General features: G+C 48.3%; 16 protein-coding genes. 12 read left to right on the forward strand and 4 right to left on the reverse strand.

The window, feature by feature from the left end:
• Nucleotides 1-31 precede the first annotated feature (31 nt).
• Nucleotides 32-2,716, forward strand: a complete 2,685-nt coding sequence (locus tag GZ78_RS09110) for an inositol phosphate phosphatase SopB (RefSeq protein WP_034834899.1) — start codon at nt 32-34, stop codon at nt 2,714-2,716.
• Nucleotides 2,717-2,780: 64 nt separating this feature from the next.
• Nucleotides 2,781-3,746 carry a hypothetical protein gene (locus tag GZ78_RS09115; protein ID WP_034834901.1) on the forward strand — a complete coding sequence of 322 codons (966 nt, stop codon included), beginning with the start codon at nt 2,781-2,783 and terminating at the stop codon, nt 3,744-3,746.
• Here GZ78_RS09115 and cydC read toward each other — a convergent pair.
• Both cydC and cydD read right to left on the reverse strand, forming a co-directional pair.
• Nucleotides 3,739-5,430 carry a heme ABC transporter ATP-binding protein/permease CydC gene (gene cydC / locus GZ78_RS09120; protein ID WP_081869760.1) on the reverse strand — a complete coding sequence of 564 codons (1,692 nt, stop codon included), beginning with the start codon at nt 5,428-5,430 and terminating at the stop codon, nt 3,739-3,741. The two genes, GZ78_RS09115 and cydC, sit on opposite strands and share 8 nt — an antisense overlap.
• Entirely contained in the window at nt 5,420-7,195 is a 1,776-nt protein-coding gene (cydD, locus tag GZ78_RS09125) for a heme ABC transporter permease/ATP-binding protein CydD (protein ID WP_034834903.1), read from the reverse strand. The genes cydC and cydD overlap by 11 nt, the downstream gene beginning before the upstream one ends.
• A 391-nt stretch (nt 7,196-7,586) precedes the next feature.
• On the opposite strand from cydD, the gene trmJ reads away from it, so the two are divergent.
• Both trmJ and GZ78_RS09135 read left to right on the forward strand, forming a co-directional pair.
• Nucleotides 7,587-8,345 carry a tRNA (cytosine(32)/uridine(32)-2'-O)-methyltransferase TrmJ gene (gene trmJ, locus GZ78_RS09130; protein ID WP_034834905.1) on the forward strand — a complete coding sequence of 253 codons (759 nt, stop codon included), beginning with the start codon at nt 7,587-7,589 and terminating at the stop codon, nt 8,343-8,345.
• Between the two features lie 20 nt (nt 8,346-8,365).
• Nucleotides 8,366-8,782, forward strand: coding sequence for a GNAT family N-acetyltransferase (locus GZ78_RS09135; protein WP_034834907.1), 417 nt, complete (start codon nt 8,366-8,368; stop codon nt 8,780-8,782).
• A 45-nt stretch (nt 8,783-8,827) separates the two neighbouring features.
• Here GZ78_RS09135 and GZ78_RS09140 read toward each other — a convergent pair whose 3' ends face one another.
• A complete protein-coding gene (locus GZ78_RS09140; protein ID WP_051785987.1) occupies nt 8,828-9,727 on the reverse strand; it encodes a hypothetical protein in 900 nt (299 codons plus the stop codon).
• A gap of 293 nt (nt 9,728-10,020) precedes the next feature.
• Here GZ78_RS09140 and rarD point away from each other — a divergent pair, with 293 nt between their 5' ends.
• The 7 genes from rarD to GZ78_RS09175 all read left to right on the forward strand — a co-directional run bounded on the left by rarD (nt 10,021) and on the right by GZ78_RS09175 (nt 15,689).
• Complete coding sequence (rarD, locus tag GZ78_RS09145) at nt 10,021-10,947, forward strand: EamA family transporter RarD (protein WP_034834909.1); 927 nt, start codon at nt 10,021-10,023, stop codon at nt 10,945-10,947.
• Nucleotides 10,948-11,163: 216 nt separating this feature from the next.
• Nucleotides 11,164-11,787 (forward strand): YjfI family protein, encoded by a 624-nt coding sequence (locus GZ78_RS09150; RefSeq protein WP_034834911.1) that lies wholly within the window; start codon nt 11,164-11,166, stop codon nt 11,785-11,787.
• Nucleotides 11,788-11,853: 66 nt separating this feature from the next.
• Nucleotides 11,854-12,543 (forward strand): PspA/IM30 family protein, encoded by a 690-nt coding sequence (locus GZ78_RS09155; protein ID WP_034834912.1) that lies wholly within the window; start codon nt 11,854-11,856, stop codon nt 12,541-12,543.
• A 151-nt stretch (nt 12,544-12,694) separates the two neighbouring features.
• Complete coding sequence (locus GZ78_RS09160) at nt 12,695-13,351, forward strand: DUF2491 family protein (RefSeq protein ID WP_034834915.1); 657 nt, start codon at nt 12,695-12,697, stop codon at nt 13,349-13,351.
• 212 nt (nt 13,352-13,563) lie between these two features.
• Nucleotides 13,564-13,974 carry a DUF350 domain-containing protein gene (locus tag GZ78_RS09165; protein ID WP_034834920.1) on the forward strand — a complete coding sequence of 137 codons (411 nt, stop codon included), beginning with the start codon at nt 13,564-13,566 and terminating at the stop codon, nt 13,972-13,974.
• 14 nt (nt 13,975-13,988) lie between these two features.
• Nucleotides 13,989-14,513 carry a DUF1190 domain-containing protein gene (locus GZ78_RS27315; RefSeq protein ID WP_051785988.1) on the forward strand — a complete coding sequence of 175 codons (525 nt, stop codon included), beginning with the start codon at nt 13,989-13,991 and terminating at the stop codon, nt 14,511-14,513.
• A gap of 3 nt (nt 14,514-14,516) precedes the next feature.
• On the forward strand, nt 14,517-15,689 hold the full coding sequence (locus tag GZ78_RS09175; RefSeq protein ID WP_034834921.1) for a glutathionylspermidine synthase family protein: 1,173 nt from the start codon (nt 14,517-14,519) through the stop codon (nt 15,687-15,689).
• Between the two features lie 74 nt (nt 15,690-15,763).
• On the opposite strand, the gene GZ78_RS09180 is transcribed toward GZ78_RS09175, so the two are convergent.
• The gene (locus GZ78_RS09180; RefSeq protein ID WP_034834922.1) at nt 15,764-16,234 is read right to left on the reverse strand and encodes an MFS transporter; all 471 of its coding nucleotides are present in this window, start codon (nt 16,232-16,234) and stop codon (nt 15,764-15,766) included.
• A gap of 148 nt (nt 16,235-16,382) precedes the next feature.
• On the opposite strand from GZ78_RS09180, the gene GZ78_RS09185 reads away from it, so the two are divergent.
• Nucleotides 16,383-17,963, forward strand: coding sequence for a hypothetical protein (locus tag GZ78_RS09185; protein WP_034834923.1), 1,581 nt, complete (start codon nt 16,383-16,385; stop codon nt 17,961-17,963).
• Nucleotides 17,964-18,079 lie beyond the last annotated feature (116 nt).

Below are 18,079 nucleotides of genomic sequence, written 5' to 3' on the forward strand. Positions count from 1 at the left end.
CTTGATAAGGTGAAAGTCCGGAAAAAAAACCATGGATTCAAAACCACCCAAGCCTACACAGCCTATTGATATTCCTATAAATCCGCGTCGCGAGGCTAAGGATGATGACTCTGAACCTTCTTCCTCCGGCAAGTGGATGAAAAAGTCAGTGGAGAAGGAGCCTCAAGCAGAGACCAGTTTCACTTCAGACCCCTTTGATTCCAACAGTTCAGGGTTTGACAGAAAACGCATGCACACAATGCAGTCTGCCACATCGAGGTCGCCACACTTTTCTTCCGAGGGCTCGTCGGAACGGGTCAGAAGACACTTTTCCATGGCTACAGCCGTTGTCGACGAAAGCATGAGAGCCTATGTTGATGAAGGTTTTATGGAAGAGCTAAGGCAGAAACTGGGAGCACATAATACAGAAACCTTCAAAGAAGATATGGCCAAAAGAATGACCTTCTTCTTTGAAGATGATGATATTCCTTACGATGATGGTTACGAGAGTTTACCTACACCTTCTTCTCTTCATGAAGAGCGCGTCTTACCACCGCCTGCTCCCCTGCAAGACTCTCTGGAAGAGCCCGTTATATCCCTTGATGATCTGTTTCCGGAATTTCGTTACACCAACCTCGACGATAAGGCCTCTCTTCTTTCAAAAGCCATGAAGAGCAGAGGCCTCAAACTTGAGAAATTTTCAGAGTATGAGAAAAAACATTTACAGACATCGGCTCACGAGTACCTCTGTATCCATAACCCAAGGGAAGTGAATGAAGATACCTTCAAAGCTTTTCTGGCCGAGCACCAGACTCTGGTTGAACGACTCATGCCCGAAGCTTCCAAAGCTCTGATTCAACAGGGTAAAGCCAGTCGTCCTCTGACCCTGATTTCATTTAAACCGATGTTTACCAGTGAAAGCATTCGTGCAGATTGGAAAAAACTGGTCCAGGATACATTGCAGCTAATGGAACAACCCATTTATGAACAACAACCCGGCCTGATTAATCCTGACCAGCTGATTGAAAGAGCAACAGAGTTACTGGATGACTGGACACGATTCACTTCGTCCGATAAAAAAGGCCTGAAGCCTGAACTCGCACGCTGTCTTGAGAGTGACCTGAATTCAGTCAACAAAGCCATTCTGCCTTTTGTGGAAGCCATGCGAGTGGTAGCCAGCTTTGATTGTCGATCCGAAGAGAACTTCCTGCACAGTGTCAACCTGCAATGCTCAGCAGCCATCCAGCTTCTGATGGATGAAGCTATAGTGGCTTCAAATCCCGCTTGGCAAAAGATTATGGATTTACAAAGCAAAGCTACTGTGCGCTTTGACCCCTCTGCTCCTATGATTCCAAGATTACTGGGACTTCAAAAGAAAATACTGGCAGCTCTGTCCCCCTTAAAGCTGGGTAAAAAGTATCAGCCGACCTTAATCAAGTTCTTACAGAAAACGGAAGGCACTCGTCCAATCGATAAAGAACTGATGATAAAATATCCTGAAGGATACCAACATTGTCAGTTGCAATACCTCCCTGCAGCCCTGCTGGCGCCCCCTAACATCAGTGACGACCTGACCAGTCTGGCAGCACCTTTTGTAGACATGTTCTACCCGGGATACAAGGACCAGTTCTGTCCGTCGATGAAACGCAATGAAACCGGACACGCCGTTAATCTCATGAATATGATTTTAAGGATGACTGGCGTTGAAGCCCCGGTTTACATGGAAACCCGTCTCGGTGTGCCCTACGCCTTCGCTGTACCGGAAGCCCGTCGCAAACAAGTTACCCAGCGGCGAATGGAAGAAATGATCCTTGCCGCCCTTCTGCAAAAGAAACCGGAAGCACTGGCACAAGCCATAATAACCCCCGGTCACGACCCAATCGAAGTGGATATCTGTTACAAGCTTTTGCTCAGTCCCGACAGGCTCCGTCCTAACTTGTTCGAACATGAAAAGAACGATCCGGAGTTAATCTGGTGTCAGAAAGTCAGGGACACAGTTAAACAGATGAGAGAGCACGGCACACGAATTATCTCCGTCAGAGATAACTCCGGTGAGGAACAGAGAGTTCAGGTCAAACCCAAAATCCATCTCTTTATAGACCCCTGCAATAACATGGCATATACAAAATGGGGCGCCATGACGGGCACCTGGGAACTGGCTGACGAAATAAACAGAGAGACTCTGGACGAACTGATCGGCTCTCTGATACCTGAGTCAGAAATCGGAGGAGAAGCAGGCGCACTTCTCAGAAACGATTCAATTCCACCCGAGATTAAGCATGAGCTGAAAGAAGTCGTCGGCTATATACGTTTCATGTACGAGAAAGATCGTCACCACAAACTCACCAAAGATCCTTTTTATACCAGCAACCTCACCAGCGAGCTCTGTCGATTACTGGATTATGCCAATGTCATTGGTTGCAAGAGCGCCAAGGATCGTACCGGGCTGAAAAGCGCCATGGATATTAAGTTTTGCCTGGACTGCTTTATGGCACGGGCACGATGGCTTAGAAATGGCATGAGAGGCAGCATTACCCCCAAGCCAGGTCAGCCGGTAACACTGGCAGACATTTTCAATGCCTGCCAGTTAATCCTCAACAGTGGTCAGATGGAAAACCAGCTGAAGAACACCGGCATTCCGGGTTTTAAAGTACCCGGCTATATGCTGGGCATAGCGGATGCTGCCTACAACCTGATTAATCGTGGGGTTAGTCCCCAGACAGCCTGGCTTAAGTAGCCTTCTATACTGACAAAGTTAATGCCTAAAACAGTAATAAGGACGGTTCTACAGGGACTCCACCATGGCCACCAGCGTTGAAAACTGCCTGAATATACTCCGCCAGGATCTTCTCCAGGAAAGCATTCCAACCGATCAGCCAATACCTGAACCGGAGAGTCAACCGCTCTGGTTGGGTGGCAGGGTGGTCAAAAAAGTTAAGAATTTCGGCCTGAAGCTGGCTGATATTCTCAGAGATCAGGGCTGGCTCAGTTACAGAAGAATCAATGAAAGGGAAATTCAGGAATGCCGGTGGGCCCGAAGTGTTGCGGGAGCTGGGCTGGTTGATCAAAGTTTTATTCCTGCCAACGTTCCTGAACAAGAACTCATCGAACGAACTGCCCTTGCCCGAGAACTCTGGCAAAAAGACCCTTATAGTTTTGCCCAGTGGTGCATTGAAAAAGACCAACCCTTTCCTGATCACTTTTTGGTGGCAGAACTGGTTCCCTGGCAAATGGAACAATTCGCCCGTCTGGGCCTCAATCGCAATGATGCTGCACGCCTGTCACTTCGCCTTAGCGTAGCCGTGAAGCTGCTTAACCCATCGGACACCAGGGGGCAGAATCAAAACTTCCTGCCGATCCTTTCCACAGACACTCCTGATGAGGCTCAAGGAAAGGAACAATACAATGAAATCCTTCTCAATCTTGATCACAGCCAAGAATCAGCAGACATGTACCTGGACAGTTTTATAGGTAACTTCACCCCCAGTGAACAGATTCAGCTCTTGAAAGCCTGCCGGGATGAACTGGCCATCAATCCTGAAAGCCATCAACTCTCAGAACAGAACCTGCTGAAAAAAGTCATCAGTGACCAGCAAAAACAGGAAAACGAAGCCTTTTTCAGTCAGAGGCAAGGAAGAAACCCGTTACCTCTGGATACCGAAACACTGACAGAAGTTCCACGAACAGAAGCCTCCTGGCAAGGCAATGATGACTATCTGATCGACTTTGAGACACCTCTGGATAGGAACGGCAAACCGATTAAATAACCTGTCCACCATCCATACGTATGACTCGATCCATGCGCTCCAACATGGCTTTTTTATGAGTGATCATAATGACGGTTTTATCCTGATATGCATTGAGGATCTGGTTCATCAGATGATCTTCACTGACCGGATCAAGACCTTCACTGGCTTCATCCATGATCAACACTTCACTCTTTTTCAGTAAGGCTCTGGCAATTGCAAGCCTGCGCTGCTCGCCACCAGACAGAGCTATTCCGCCCTGCCCCAGCCAAAGATCCAGCACACTCTGATCACCTTCGGCAGCAGCCAGTTTATCCAGCCCTACCGTTTTGACTGTCTCCAGCAGTGTACTGTCCTCAGCCTCTGGCAGCGCCATTTTGAGATTCTCTCTCAGAGAGGCACTGAACACATGGGTCTGCTGTGGTATTACAGCCAGTAATTCGTAGAGTGCAGCCTCAGAATATTCGTCAATCTCAACCCCACCCAGCTCAATTCTGCCTTCAAAACCAGGTAGCTGACGGGTCAATAATCGTATCAGTGTTGACTTGCCACACCCCGTTTTACCCAGCAAAGCCAAATGCTGACCTGCAGGAATATCCAGACTGATGCCGTCCAGAATCATGGGGCCGACTGTTTCTGTACCCGCTATTGATGGGTATTGAAAGAAGACATCCTGGATAACAATATGTCCTTTAAAAGCTTCCGGAATACTTTTCTGGCCAAATTCAATAGCCTCTTCTTCCAGAACTTCTGTCAATCTGGACGCTGCAAGCTGGGTATGCCCTAAAAACTGAAAGGCTCCGGGCAAAGGCATCAATGCTTCAAAACCTGCCAGTACCGCAAAGACAGACATCACCATCACAGGTCCTGAAATCACGCCCTGTTGATATTCTCCAGCTGCCAGATAGAGCATGATGACTGCGGAAAGACCTGCAGCGGCCACCATCAACGAACCACCCAGTCCCTCCAGTCTGGACATTTTTTTCTGGGTAGCATGCAAGCTTTGCTCTGTGGCATCGGTTCGTGCTCTCATCCTGGTTTCCGAACCATAAATTCTGGACTCTGCCATACCCTGCAAATAATCCAGTGCTTTTTGCCTCAGCTCTCCCAGAAGCTCACCCTGTGACCTTCCACTACGATAACCAAGCCGATAGAAAACCACGGGCAGAAATAATAACCAGAACCCCATCAACAGCAGCGTTCCCCAACCCAATACAGGACTGAAAAAACTCAGGCCCAATGAAATCAGTGCAACCACCAGTACCGCAGCGATCACGGGGCTGAATAATCTCAGATACAGCTGATCAAGAGCATCAACATCAGCAACCAGACGATTCAGCAACTCCGCCTTTCGGTAGCGTTTCAATTGAGTCAGGGAAAGAGGAAGTAATTTTTCGAAGAACCAGCTTCGCAACCAGGCCAGTAGTTTAAAAGTGGCGTCATGACTCACCAGGCGCTCAAAATAACGAGCGGCTGTGCGACCTATTGAGAAACCTCTAACACCGGCTCCGGGAGAAAAGAAGTCAAAGGCCTGTGCTGTCGCTACTGTCAATCCGGCCAGGGCGGTTGCAGTAATAAACCAGCCAGACAAGGCCAGTAACCCGAGGCTGAAAAGCACAGTAGCCAGGGCCAGCAACATACCCACGGATAAGGCTCCCCAGTGCCTGCGATACAGTTTTAGATAGGGCAGTAACTCACTCATCATCAAGACTCCCTGCCAACCCTGCTACAAAAGCTTGCACCACTGCAGACTCCTGTTTCAGTGCTTGAGGCGCACCATCAGCTACTAATTGTCCATTATCAAGCATCAACACTCTGTCCATCGAATCAATCTGTTTAAGACGATGGGTAACGGTAATCACCGTACAATCAGGATCAATGGCTTCAAGGGCATCCAGCACAAGACGCTCATTGTAGGCATCCAGACTGGCTGTGGGTTCATCGAGGATTAACAGCTTTACAGGTTCTGCAATAGCCCTGGCCAGAGCTATTCGTTGAGCCTGCCCTACAGAAAGATTGCCACCCTGTTCCTGCAAGAGACTGTTAAGCCCCTCTGGTAATTGCTCAACAATCTCCATTGCTTGCGCTCTTGCCAGCGCCAGTTTGACCTGGGATTCATCCAGGTCGCGGCCAAAAGAAACATTCTCATAGACTGAGCCATGAATAATCAGGGGCTGCTGACCCAGCCAGGCGATTCTTTTTCGCCAGTTGTCCATCGAAAGACTCGACAGACTTTCACCTGCAACACGAATACCACCTTGATAGTTCCAGAAACCCATCAGGGTATTCACCAGCGTTGACTTACCTGCCCCACTGGGACCAATAATCGCTACCCGCTCACCAGCAGTGATGCTAAAGGAAACATCCTCAAGCAAGGCCCGACCGCCGCCACTGCCCTGCACCGTCAACGCTTCTGCGACTATCGATACTGGCGCTTCCAACGCCAGCAAATCGGCCCCCTGATGCTGTGCAGACTCTTCTCGTTCTAATAATTCAAGAATCAGCTCCGCAGCCCCTACCGCTTTTGATTTAGCATGATAATGGGTTCCGAGATCACGCAGAGGCTGATAAAACTCTGGCGCCAGCAACAGCAGGAACAAGCCGGTATAAAGACTGACGCCTGCACCGTAGCTGCCGAAGTTGAGATAGCCAAGAAAGCTCATACCCAGATAAACAGCAAGAATGGCGATAGAGACAGAAGCAAAAAACTCCAACACAGTCGATGACAAAAAGGCCAGCCTTAAAACCTGCATGGTTTTAATTCGAAAATCTTCACTGGCCCATTTCAGAGATTGGTGTTCATGACGGGTACGTTGAAACAGCCTGAGCGTTTCCATACCCTGCAATCGATCCAGAAAAAAACCACCCAGCCTGTTCAATGCCTGAAAGTTACGGCGATTCGCTTCTGCAGCCTTAATCCCCACCAGCGCCATAAAGACAGGAATGAGCGGTGCCGTTCCCAGAAAAATGAGCCCAGCTGTCCAGTTCAGTGGGAAGGCGACAATAAGAATAACCAGAGGAATTAAAACGGCCAGAGCCATTTGGGGAAGATAACGGGCTATAAAATCCTGCAGTTCTTCGACCTGCTCCACCACCATGGTGGACCAGCTGCCAGCAGGCTGCTCAGCAATCGCCAGAGGCCCCAGAGCTTTTAACTTGTTGAGAATAGCCCCGCGAATCGACTCTTTGATAATCAGTCCCGCTTTGAAGCCGGTAACTTCTCGACCCCAATGACAGAGTGCCCTGAAAAGAATAATCACTGCAGTAAGAATAAAGTCGTTGGTCAGCGACTCAAGAACTGCATTTTCCATCACTATTTGATGAATAATTTTTGCCAGCAGCGCAGCTTGCGCCAGAAACAGAAGACCATTGATCAAGCCCAGCGTGATCGATGCCAGCAACCAGCTCCGGGTAGGACTGAGCTGGCCCATCAACCACTTATAAGCCTGCTTCTCCGTGATACGACTCATAGCAGAGGGAACAACCTGAAGGGGAAAAAGAGCGCTATTCTATCTGAACTCCTGAGGTTATACAGTCAGACATACTAAACCCTTACATCATATATCTTGATCCACTATCGACCCCTACCCCCAAGCACGCGACTTAAAGTAGAGACACAACAACACATAGACCTTCCTTATAATACAACCAAATCCAGCACTGACAGGTGCTTCTCAACTAGCCACATGAAAAGAGCCTGACGGAGTTAATCAGCCGAAGCACCGTAAGATCGCGCGTTACCTATTACTCTCAGTGACATTCAATGCCTTTGCCACTGGCAACATTAACAGTCGAAACTCAAAACGACTCAACGTATAATGCCGGATTTTTAACCCTCTCTCAGTGCATATTCGGGTTACGATGCTGTCTAATATTCGCATTATTCTGATCAATACCTTTCATCCGGGAAACATTGGTTCTGCAGCCAGAGCCATGAAAACCATGGGTCTGTCGGATCTTTGTCTGGTCACTCCCCAACAATTCCCGGACTCCAACGCTGACTCGATGGCAGCAGGTGCCCAGGACGTTCTGGCGGGAGCCAGAGTATTTCAGACATTAGATGAGGCCATTGCAGACTGCTCTATGGTGGTCGGCACCAGTGCCCGCACACGAAATCACACCTTCACCCGCCCCATGCTGACGGCAGAAGACTGCGCTGAGAAACTGGTTACACAAGCCAGCCGAAACCCTGTTGCCCTGGTTTTTGGTCAGGAAACCATGGGGCTGACAAACCAGGAGCTGGAGAAGTGTCATTACCATGTTTCCATTGATGCGAATCCAGAATACCCGGTCCTCAATGTAGCTTCAGCCATTCAGATTCTCTGTTATGACATTCGCAAGGCTGAACTTCGCAAAACCCAGGCTGAATACTCAGACAACGAAGCAGATGAATACCCTTTAGCCCGTGAGTTAGAGTATTTTTACGAGCATCTGGAAGACACGCTGAACGATATTGATTTTATTATCAAACAGCACCCGGGCCTGGTAATGACCCGCCTCCGCCGTCTGTTCAATCGGTCAAGGCCTGAAGCCAAGGAACTGAATATGCTCAGAGGCATTCTTGCGGCTGTTCAGAAATCCGCTGTCAGCAAACAGACTTCATCAGATAAAGACGACTAATGACTGACGACTAATGACTGATGACTCCTACTGTCTTTCCTCTGGTCAATCGCTTCTTTAAAGAGAATGGTCACAAAGGAAAGGTGCGGCCTGATGAACGGGTGTTTATATTACGTCATGATAACACTATTGTGGCTGCGCTCAGGGCAACCCCAAAAGCCAACGGCTACTTATTAAGAAGTGTCTGGGTTCACAGAGAAATGCGCTCGAAAGGCCTTGGCAGCCGATTGATGAACTCAGTATTAGAATCCTTATCTCCTGCACCCTGCTGGTGCTACCCCTACCCTCACCTTTCAGCCTTCTATGAAAAGGTTGGTTTTAATATTACAGAACCGGCTCGGGTGCCCTCTGAAATTGCTGCGCCTTACCTGGCCTACCGGGATCGTGGTGAATCTTTTCTATTAATGGCTTTACCAGAAAAAACACAGCGCCCTTAAATCTTACTTTAGATAAACCCCATTCATCTTGACTCGGACAGATGTCTAAGAACAGGTTTTCAATGGCAGGTTGGCAAACAGCGCTGCTTTGAGTGCAGCCGGTGCGGCAAAAGATGAACCGGTCAGTAACCGCCAGAATTTCCTGGGGTATTCTGTCACGGAGTTTGAATACCCCGTCAGACGCTCCAGAGGAATATCAACACACTGATCTCCATTCAGATCATAACCCAGGGCATTCCCCTCAGAATCATCCACTCGAGTCACTTCATAAGCTGCCTGAGCATAGGTATCAACAAACGGATTGTTCGCTACGAAATACTTAAGCCCACTTTCAACCGCGCCCACCGTGACAACCTTGTCTGCGAATGAAAAGGTATTGATCATGCCAGTGCCACCATTTCCAGCAATGGTATACACCTTAATCCCCTTGGCTGTTAACGACTCCAGGGCAAGAATGATCTGATAGGTCGTTTTCCAGACGAGATCCCTTTGCCCCATCTCTTTGACTTTATCCTTATACTGCCCCACATGCTCCAACTTGAGAGAGGTACTGAATGTACTGATCAGTGTGGACGACTCCCAGGACAGGAGCATTGCATCAACCGGTGATTTTTCATAGCGGGCAAGAATATTCTGAATGTTAACCAGAATCTCCGACATAGGATTTTTCCCATCCAGAATCGGGTACTGAATAAAGGTTATCTGGGGGTGAGAAGCAATCAGTCGAACCACATCACCATGATAAAAAGGTTCCCTACGTTCATCGTCGTCCAGATCCATCAAGCCGTACAACCACCCATGAAGAACCCGCTCTTCATCATTTTCAAAACCTTCCGCCGGAGGGAAAAAGCGATCAATAATCGCTACTCGATAGACAGGCAAGCCTGCATCAGCCTGAGCTAACAGACTCAGAAAAACCATCATAAGCCCGGCAATCCATCGCATTGCAGCCTCTTCATCCTTCACTCATCCATGAATAAAGTCATCGGCTCAAGGTGTTCTTTCTCAATACAAGCTCGAGTTAAAGGCAGAGTTTAATCCGGGTTGTCATGGTATTCGTTTCGCAAGATTCGGATTAACTAGGAACGATAGTTCAGGCACAATGCTCAAAACCGGACAGCAGGAGAACGACTCGTTCGACACTTCACGCATCATCCGGGCTAACCGCCAAAAGCGGGAAGAAAGCCATTTTCATCACCACACCTGAGCGATGAGAAGCTAAATACAAGGGAAAGAGAGTGTCCGACCAACGAGATTCTTCCGGCTTTGCACTGGGTGTCATGGCCTTTACCATCTGGGGACTGGCGCCCATCTATTTTAAAGCATTGGAGCACGTGCCTCCCCTGGAAATTTTGGGGCATCGTGTTTTCTGGTCAGTTTTTCTGTTACTGGCACTGCTTAAAATTACAGAGCAGCTGCCACAGCTAAAACAGATTTTTTCCAGTATCAGGCTGTCTGGCGCATTGACCCTTTCTGCCATTCTGGTGGCCACCAACTGGCTGATTTTTATCTGGGGGGTTACCAATGACCGCATTCTTGAAACCAGTCTGGGTTATTACATTAATCCACTGTTCAATGTCTTGCTGGGATACCTGCTTCTAAACGAAAAACTAACCCCTCTGAAGCTGATTGCTGTCTTACTGGCAGCCATCGCTGTCATTTTTCAGATACTGGCGCTGGGCATAGTACCCTGGGTTGCTTTCGCACTGGCAACAAGCTTTGGCCTGTATGGGCTGGTGAGGAAAACCACACAGGTTGCAGCAGTGCCGGGTCTGGCCTTTGAAACGCTGATTCTTTTACCCGTAGCACTCGGGTACTTCTTGTGGCTGTATAAAACAGGCGACTACAGTTTCCAGATATCAGACACCCATACCAGCGGTTTGCTGGCTCTGGCCGGTCTGGTCACCACCGTTCCTCTCGTTTTATTCAACCTGGCTGCAAAGAAACTAACATTGACCACCATCGGTATTCTTCAGTACCTCGGCCCGTCCATTTCTTTTCTGGTCGGTCTGTTTATCTTTAAAGAAGCCGTCACTCAGGCTCAACTGATCACTTTTGGTCTGATCTGGCTCGCTCTGGCTATCTTCACCTTTGATGGCATGCGCAAGAAGCCCACCAACAAACCTCAGGCACAAAACTCAACCAAAACTCAAACCGCTGAATAACCTCACCTTCAGGAGATGATGGCTGTTCTGCCATCATCTCCTCTAAAATTTACGCTACGCTAAAGCCTTAAAAAACCTGCACTTTTACAGTTTGCAGGCAATCTTTACGATCTTCTTTCCAGAAGTTTCTTCACAAGCTTATTTATTACATGTAAGGTTTATTACATGTAATAAAGATAATTAAATAAAAGAGACGATCTTCTGAGGAGTAGCCCCATGGCTCCACCGAAAAATGCCGCACATTACCAGCGACTGTTCCGGGCTCGAATGCGGGAACAGGGACTGGTAAAGAAAGAAGTTTGGATCTTGCCCGAAAACGCCGGTCGTTTGCGAGATGTAGAGCGCGATCTGAGATTAACCGAAGCAGTCAACGCATCAGGAAACTCTAAAATGACAGCAATCGAAAACAAACCACACGATATCTGGACTATTCAGACCCTTCATCAGGCGCTGATCAATGACCCACTGTTCAGCAACGGTAATGCCACTCTGCAACTGGTAGACGGAACAGATCCTTGTCTGGAAGTCACTATGAATGAGTTTGGTGATCTGCCTATATATATCACTGTTTCAGGTGAGCAGATTATTGCAGACGCCGTACTGTGGCCACTGACCCATGTGAAGGATTTTCATGCTCTGAATGATGAAATCCTGCGTACTCACAAGCTGTTTCCACTGTCGACTATCAGTCTGGACCGCTTTCCCGGCGGCGAAGATTACTACACCATTTTTGGTGCTTTGAGCTCTGCGTCATTGCTCCAGAATGTGGTTCTGGAAATTGAAACCCTGGCTGCCAACGCCATCAAGGCTACTGAAGCCTACAGCCAGCACCTGGCCTGATAGCTGAAGCGTTCCAGCCAGCAGCCATACAAAGATTATTTTTAACGATTAAAAGGAAACAACATTATGAGTATCTGGGGAAAAGTCATTACGGCCCTGAAAGGTGCTACCAACGAAGTGGGCGAATCCATTGCTGACAGCAATGCCCTGCGTATTCTGGATCAGGAAATCCGTGAAGCCAGCGATCAACTGCAGCAGTCCAAAACCCAGCTGGCTGGCATCATGGCCAAACAAAAGCTGTCAGACCAGAAGTGCAAGGAGCTGAAAGAGAAAGTCGCTGAGTATGAAAGCTACGCGATGAAAGCGCTGGAACAGGGCGATGAAACACTGGCCACCGAAGTCGCTACAAAAATTGCTGACTATGAAGCCCAGCTGACGTCTGAACAGGAAATGGAAAGCAGCTTTGCCAGCAGTGTCACCAGCCTGAAAAAAGCCATTGCCGACGCTGAAGCCAACCTGCGCCGTCTGAAGCAACAGGTTGATACCGTCAAAGCGACAGAGTCCGTACAGAAAGCTCAGGCGGCCTGCGCTGCCAAGCACAGTGGTGTGAACTCTAAAATGGCTACAGCGACTGACTCTCTTGAACGTATCAAGCGCAGACAAGCCGAACGTGCAGCACAGATGGAAGCCGCCAGCGAACTGTCTGGAGATACCGTTGAGTCAGACCTTCAGAGCAAACTGAAAGCAGCCGGCATCACCAAAACAGACTCTGATGCCAGCAGCGTGTTGGAACGACTGAAAGCCAAGCAGCAGTAAGAGCTGGAAAGCTGGAAAGCTGGAAAGCTGGAAAGCTGGAAAGCTGGAAAGCTGGAAAGCTGACTCTAAAAGCACTTTCACAAATGGGAAGTGCTTTATGCGTTTATTTTAGGGAACACTCTGCTCACGGCTGTTTAGTGGAATCAAAAAGATGATCTTTGACCTTTTTAAAAAAAACAAAGCAGAGGAAGACAAGCCTTCTCTGCCGACCCCTCTCAATCTGAGATTAGGCAGTGCTGTAGAGTTAGACCTCCTGCCCTTCCAGATGATCCGGCAGCAGTTGAACCTGACACTGCCTTCAGGAGTGCAAACCATTGAAGCAGTCGGCACCATTGACCTCGGGGGCGGTTCATCGCTCTGTCGCTTCTACACAGCGGACGATGGTTTTTTTCAGATCTCAACCACTGGCGGATTTGAAACCCAGCACATCAATGACATCAAACTGTTTGTTTTCGAGCAGACCGAAAATCTGGCCTCACAAAGCGGCGTCAATCTCTGGGTCAGTGACCATGGAAAAATCGGCCAGCCTGGTTTCACTTTAAATTCCACTCAATATGAGCGAGCCTGGGACAGCGAGGTGACAGGCAAAATAGAACCTGTCAGATTCACAGAAACGGTTTATTCACGAGATAAAAACACCGCCACCTATGACGTAGATCATCTTGCCATGCTCTATCAAAGACGTCTCTCAAACAGCGGGCATTACGAATATCTGCTGAGCTCACTGGAGTTTACCAGTGACGATGAAGCAACCGCTGTGATCAGCGTGGGCATTGACCTGGAGATTTCCTCCATGAGCATTATGTAAACGACGGAGATTGCAGTATTCTACTGGCAGACAACTTTGAGCTTTTGACATCGCTTTTCTTCAGCCATCAATGATAAAAAAGCGACTCATGATAAATAGCCATGAGCGAAAAATATTTTGTATCACCCAAGAAAATAAAAAATGGTCATGCAAAATATTTTTCACGGTAGAAGCATCAACCCCTTTAAACCCTAAAACCATCGGACACGACAATGCTAGCTATCACTGACTACCTGGCAGGCTTGCCTCTCTTTCTGGGCTACTTTGGTATCGCTCTGGTACTGACTACGATCTATGTATTCATATACACCATGATCACGCCCCACAAGGAAATGACTCTGATCAAGGAGAACAAGCCCGCCGCCTCCATTGCCTTTGCCGGTAGCCTGATCGGTTTTGTCCTGCCATTGTCCAGCGTTATCGAAAACTCCGTGGATATTATCGACATGGCTCTTTGGGGCGCAGTGGCTCTCATTGTTCAGCTCGCCACATTCTTTGTGCTGAGACTTTTCATGCCTAAAATTTCAGAACGCATCACCAACAATGAAATGGCCGCCGGTATCTGGCTGGGTGCCGTATCAGTCGCAGCCGGTTTGCTAAACGCAGCCAGCCTGACTTACTAAATGGAGTTGAGAGAATGAAACGCTCAAAAAAACTCCAACTGGCTTTTTTAGGTGCCACCCCACTGGTACTGGCCGGATGCGGACAGTCCTCCAAAGAAGCCCTGGTCTACAAAGATGCCCAGAGCTGTACCCGGGATGGTGTTGTCTCGGAAGAAGTCTGCAACTACGAATACAATCGTGCCCTGCAAAGTCACCTGTCGACAGCGCCTCGATACCAGTATTCCTCTGACTGTTACTCTGACTTTGGCCAAACCTGTCAGAGAACCTCATCGGGAGAATATATCCCGACCATGCAGGGCTTTATGCTATCGCCCAACCAACAGTCATCGAACCGCAGTTCTTTCACTATTATCCCTCTCTATCTGGGCAGTAGTGGTTACTATCGTACTGGCAGTTACGATCGCATTGGCAGCAGTTACAAACAAGGTAAAGTGGTGGTAAACAAGAGTGCAACGGTTAAACCGACGTTGAAAAGCACGACCATGAAACGTGGTGGATTCGGCAGCCGTTCTGCTGCGAGGGGCAGCTGGGGAGGCTAACTCATGCAACGTATTCTGTCTGCTCCCAGAAAGAACTGGAAACAGCAAGCTGACTCTCTTGGCTTCAAGTTTCATACCATTGAAGGTGAAAAGTACTGGGACGAATCCGCTTATTACCGCTTCAGCCTTCAGCAGATAGAGAACGACCTGGAAGCCCCTACCGAAGAGATTCATCAGATGTGCCTGCAACTGGTGGATAAAGCGGTTCAATCGGAAGAAATTATGACCCTTCTGCGTATTCCCGAGCAGTACTGGGATTACGTGCAGCAGTCCTGGGCCAACAGCGAGCCACATCTATACGGTCGCATGGACTTTGCCTATGACGGTAAGGGGCCGGCAAAATTCTTTGAATACAATGCTGACACCCCCACCTCCCTGTACGAATCGGCATTTTTTCAGTGGCTCTGGCTGGAAGAAATGGTTTCCAACGGACAACTGCCTGCCGAAACAGACCAGTTTAATATTATTCAGGAAATGCTGATTGAAGCCCTGGTGCTTCTCAAACAGAAACATGTCCGTAATGAACCTTTATACTTTGCCAGCTGCAAAGATACCGATGAAGATTACGGAACCGTTGAATACTTCCGTGACTGTGCGACTCAGGCAGGTCTGACGACTAAGTTCATTTATGTGGAAGATATCGGTCTCAGCCCAAAGGGTGCGTTTACAGACCTTGAGGACATGACCATCCCCGCCCTGTTCAAACTGTACCCCTGGGAGTTTATGTTTGAAGAGGAGTTCGGTCCCGGCATTGAAGGTTCTGAAACCCTGTTTGTAGAACCTGCCTGGAAATCCATTCTCTCAAACAAGGCTATTCTGCCCCTGCTCTGGAAAGAATTTCCTGGTCACCCCAACCTTTTACCCAGTTATTTTGAGGAAGGTAAAATCGGCGATGACCTGGGCTCACACTTTGTTAAAAAACCCGTATTTTCCAGAGAGGGTTCAAACATCAGTGTGATAGAAAACGGCCAGCAGACAGACTTTGTGGACGGCCCCTACGATGACAGCGGTTATATTCTTCAACGCTTTCATCCAGTGCCCAGTTTTTCAGGTAATTACACTCTGATAGGTAGCTGGGTCGTTGGCGATCGATCAGCAGGAATTGGCATTCGTGAAGACTCATCCGTAATTACCAAGGACAGTTCTCGGTTTCTTCCTCACATCATTCTGGACTGAATAAAAAAGCCAGAGTAAAACACCGAGACTCACCCCCACACTGAAAAACAGATACAGGACCGGTGGCAGCCCAATTACGCTCCAGCGATTGTAATGCGCCTCCTTACCTTTGGGAGCCAACTCAACCAGATAGAGCATAGCACCAGAATATTCCCCCCCCCGGTAGAGACTCCCTGAAGAAAACGAAACAGTATGATGGCCGCCGGAGCATACCAACCCACTACGGAGAAATCTGGAAGAAAACCAATAGCAAGACTGGCAACACTCATCAAAGAAACAGACGCTAAAAGGGCCATTTTTCTTCCATAAGCCTCACCGATCATCCCAAATACGACTCCGCCCAGAGGCCGACCCAGAAAGCCAATAGCAAAGGCACCATAGACATAAATCAAACTCAACAACGGATCTCCGACAGGAAAAAAAAGCTCTCCCATCAACAATCCAAGATTGGTATAAACGACAAAATCATACCATTTCAGAGTACAGGCAAATCCTGCAGAGAGTTTGTTCCGAAGCTGAAACGAAGGTGACGATTTGGGAACCATGAAAGGCAACTAACATTTTTCAGAACACTACAGAAGACTTTAGTTTAACCCCTGATCAGAAAACCGCTTGATATGACAATTCGGTTTAAGCGCTCCTCACAATATAAATTAGATTTAATATCCACTTTCATAAAAAGAGTATGCGGCCATGCACACCTGTGCGATACCCGTTAGCCCGCAAGCTTTCACAAAAGCTCTAGCCCTGATCAGTTTGCTTTTTTTATCCCACCTAGCCTATTCGGGCGATGCTGAGAAGTCCGCCATTCTGGTTATGGACTGTCCTGCCTCTCACTTTACCAGCCCGGGCCAGGCCCGAATTTCTACCGAATGCAAAGCTGTACCCGGCATTATCGTAGGCCTGCACTGGATTGCAGTTCCAACTAGCCAACTCGAACACTGCCATCCAAAAGCCAACGGAAAACCCAATGGCGTATGCGCAGCCCTCCCTAAAGGCATTGAAGGCATTGCACTGCTTGCTTCCAGTGTCTGGGAATATAACGTCAGTTCATCCTATATTTACCCCATCGTCACACCGGAGCAAGGAGGCTTTCCCATTGAACGTAAAGCCCTGCAGTTGACCTTGCTGGAAATGGACGGACTGCATGAATTCCTTGGCTACAACCGGGATTTGAAAGTCGCCTCCCTTGATTTTAATGAAACGCAAAACCTGTCTGGCACCCTAGTCACACTGAACGCTCCCGATTGCAGGTGTCATTATTATCCTGCTGCCCATCCGGCCAAAATCCCAGCTTTTCATAAATTTTCACCAGGACTCCTTGGTCTGATTACGCCGAGACTCGGCAAAGTTGAAAATCAGCTCGGCTACTTTGGCGCATACAGTGCTCCCTCAAAAAAGAAAAAAACACAGGACCCCAATGCACTTGAACCCATTAACACCACTCATGAAACGTCCATCTTTTTCTACCCGGACATGGATGAGAAATTCAAACGTGCACTCATGACCCGACAAGACTTTCTCGGACACATTGCTTATACCAGCTACATGGATGGCCCGGATTCGATCTACTTCGCTCGCCTCAAGTACAACGAAACTTTTATGAAAAGAGTCATGAGTCCCTGGTACTGGGAACCCTATACCGAGAAGAAAAAGCCTCCCAAAAAAGGTCTGTCTCTGGCAAAGGATACAAAGACCCTGCCCAAAAGCCGACCCGCTCCCTGCAAGGATTTGAGCGGAAATCTGGGAACTGTAAACAGCCTCTCCAGAGACCAATTCTGTACCTTTATATCCAGGCAGGGAGAAATCATTCACTTGTCAGAAGGATTTCATGCTCTGACTGGCAGCCCTGGTGACTCACTGCAATGGATACGCTGGCAGGACACCATACCCGGTGCCAGCAAAATACTCTGCGATTTCAGTGCTGAACCTAACTGTGATGGTGGTATACACATTTCCGTAGGCAAAATGGATTGCCTGTCAGAAGGACTGACCCGGTTTGGAGATCAGAGACTGTCCCATTGGCATGACCCTCATGTCGCCATGCTCTGCAGAGTGGCAATCGATGAAGAATACTTTATTGGGAGAAGAAGTGAGGTGAACGACCAGTGCACTTATATACGCCCCGTCATTGAGGATGGAGAAGTGAAAGAATTGATTGAATATTCGGAAGAGTTTGAGGTGGTCAGCTTTAAGAAGCGTCCGGATCCAAAGACTGAACAAAAAGCTATTGATAAACACAAGACAGAGTACAAGGCTATTGAAAAACAATAGCCTGTGAATTTTTCTCAGGATTTGTCTGGGAACAAACTCCCGGTTAAAACATGGACCCCGTTCACCCTGAGCCAGTCGAAGGGTCATGACTCATGGCTTCGACTGGCTCAGCCCGA

Source organism: Endozoicomonas numazuensis (assembly GCF_000722635.1).
GTDB lineage: Bacteria > Pseudomonadota > Gammaproteobacteria > Pseudomonadales > Endozoicomonadaceae > Endozoicomonas_A > Endozoicomonas_A numazuensis.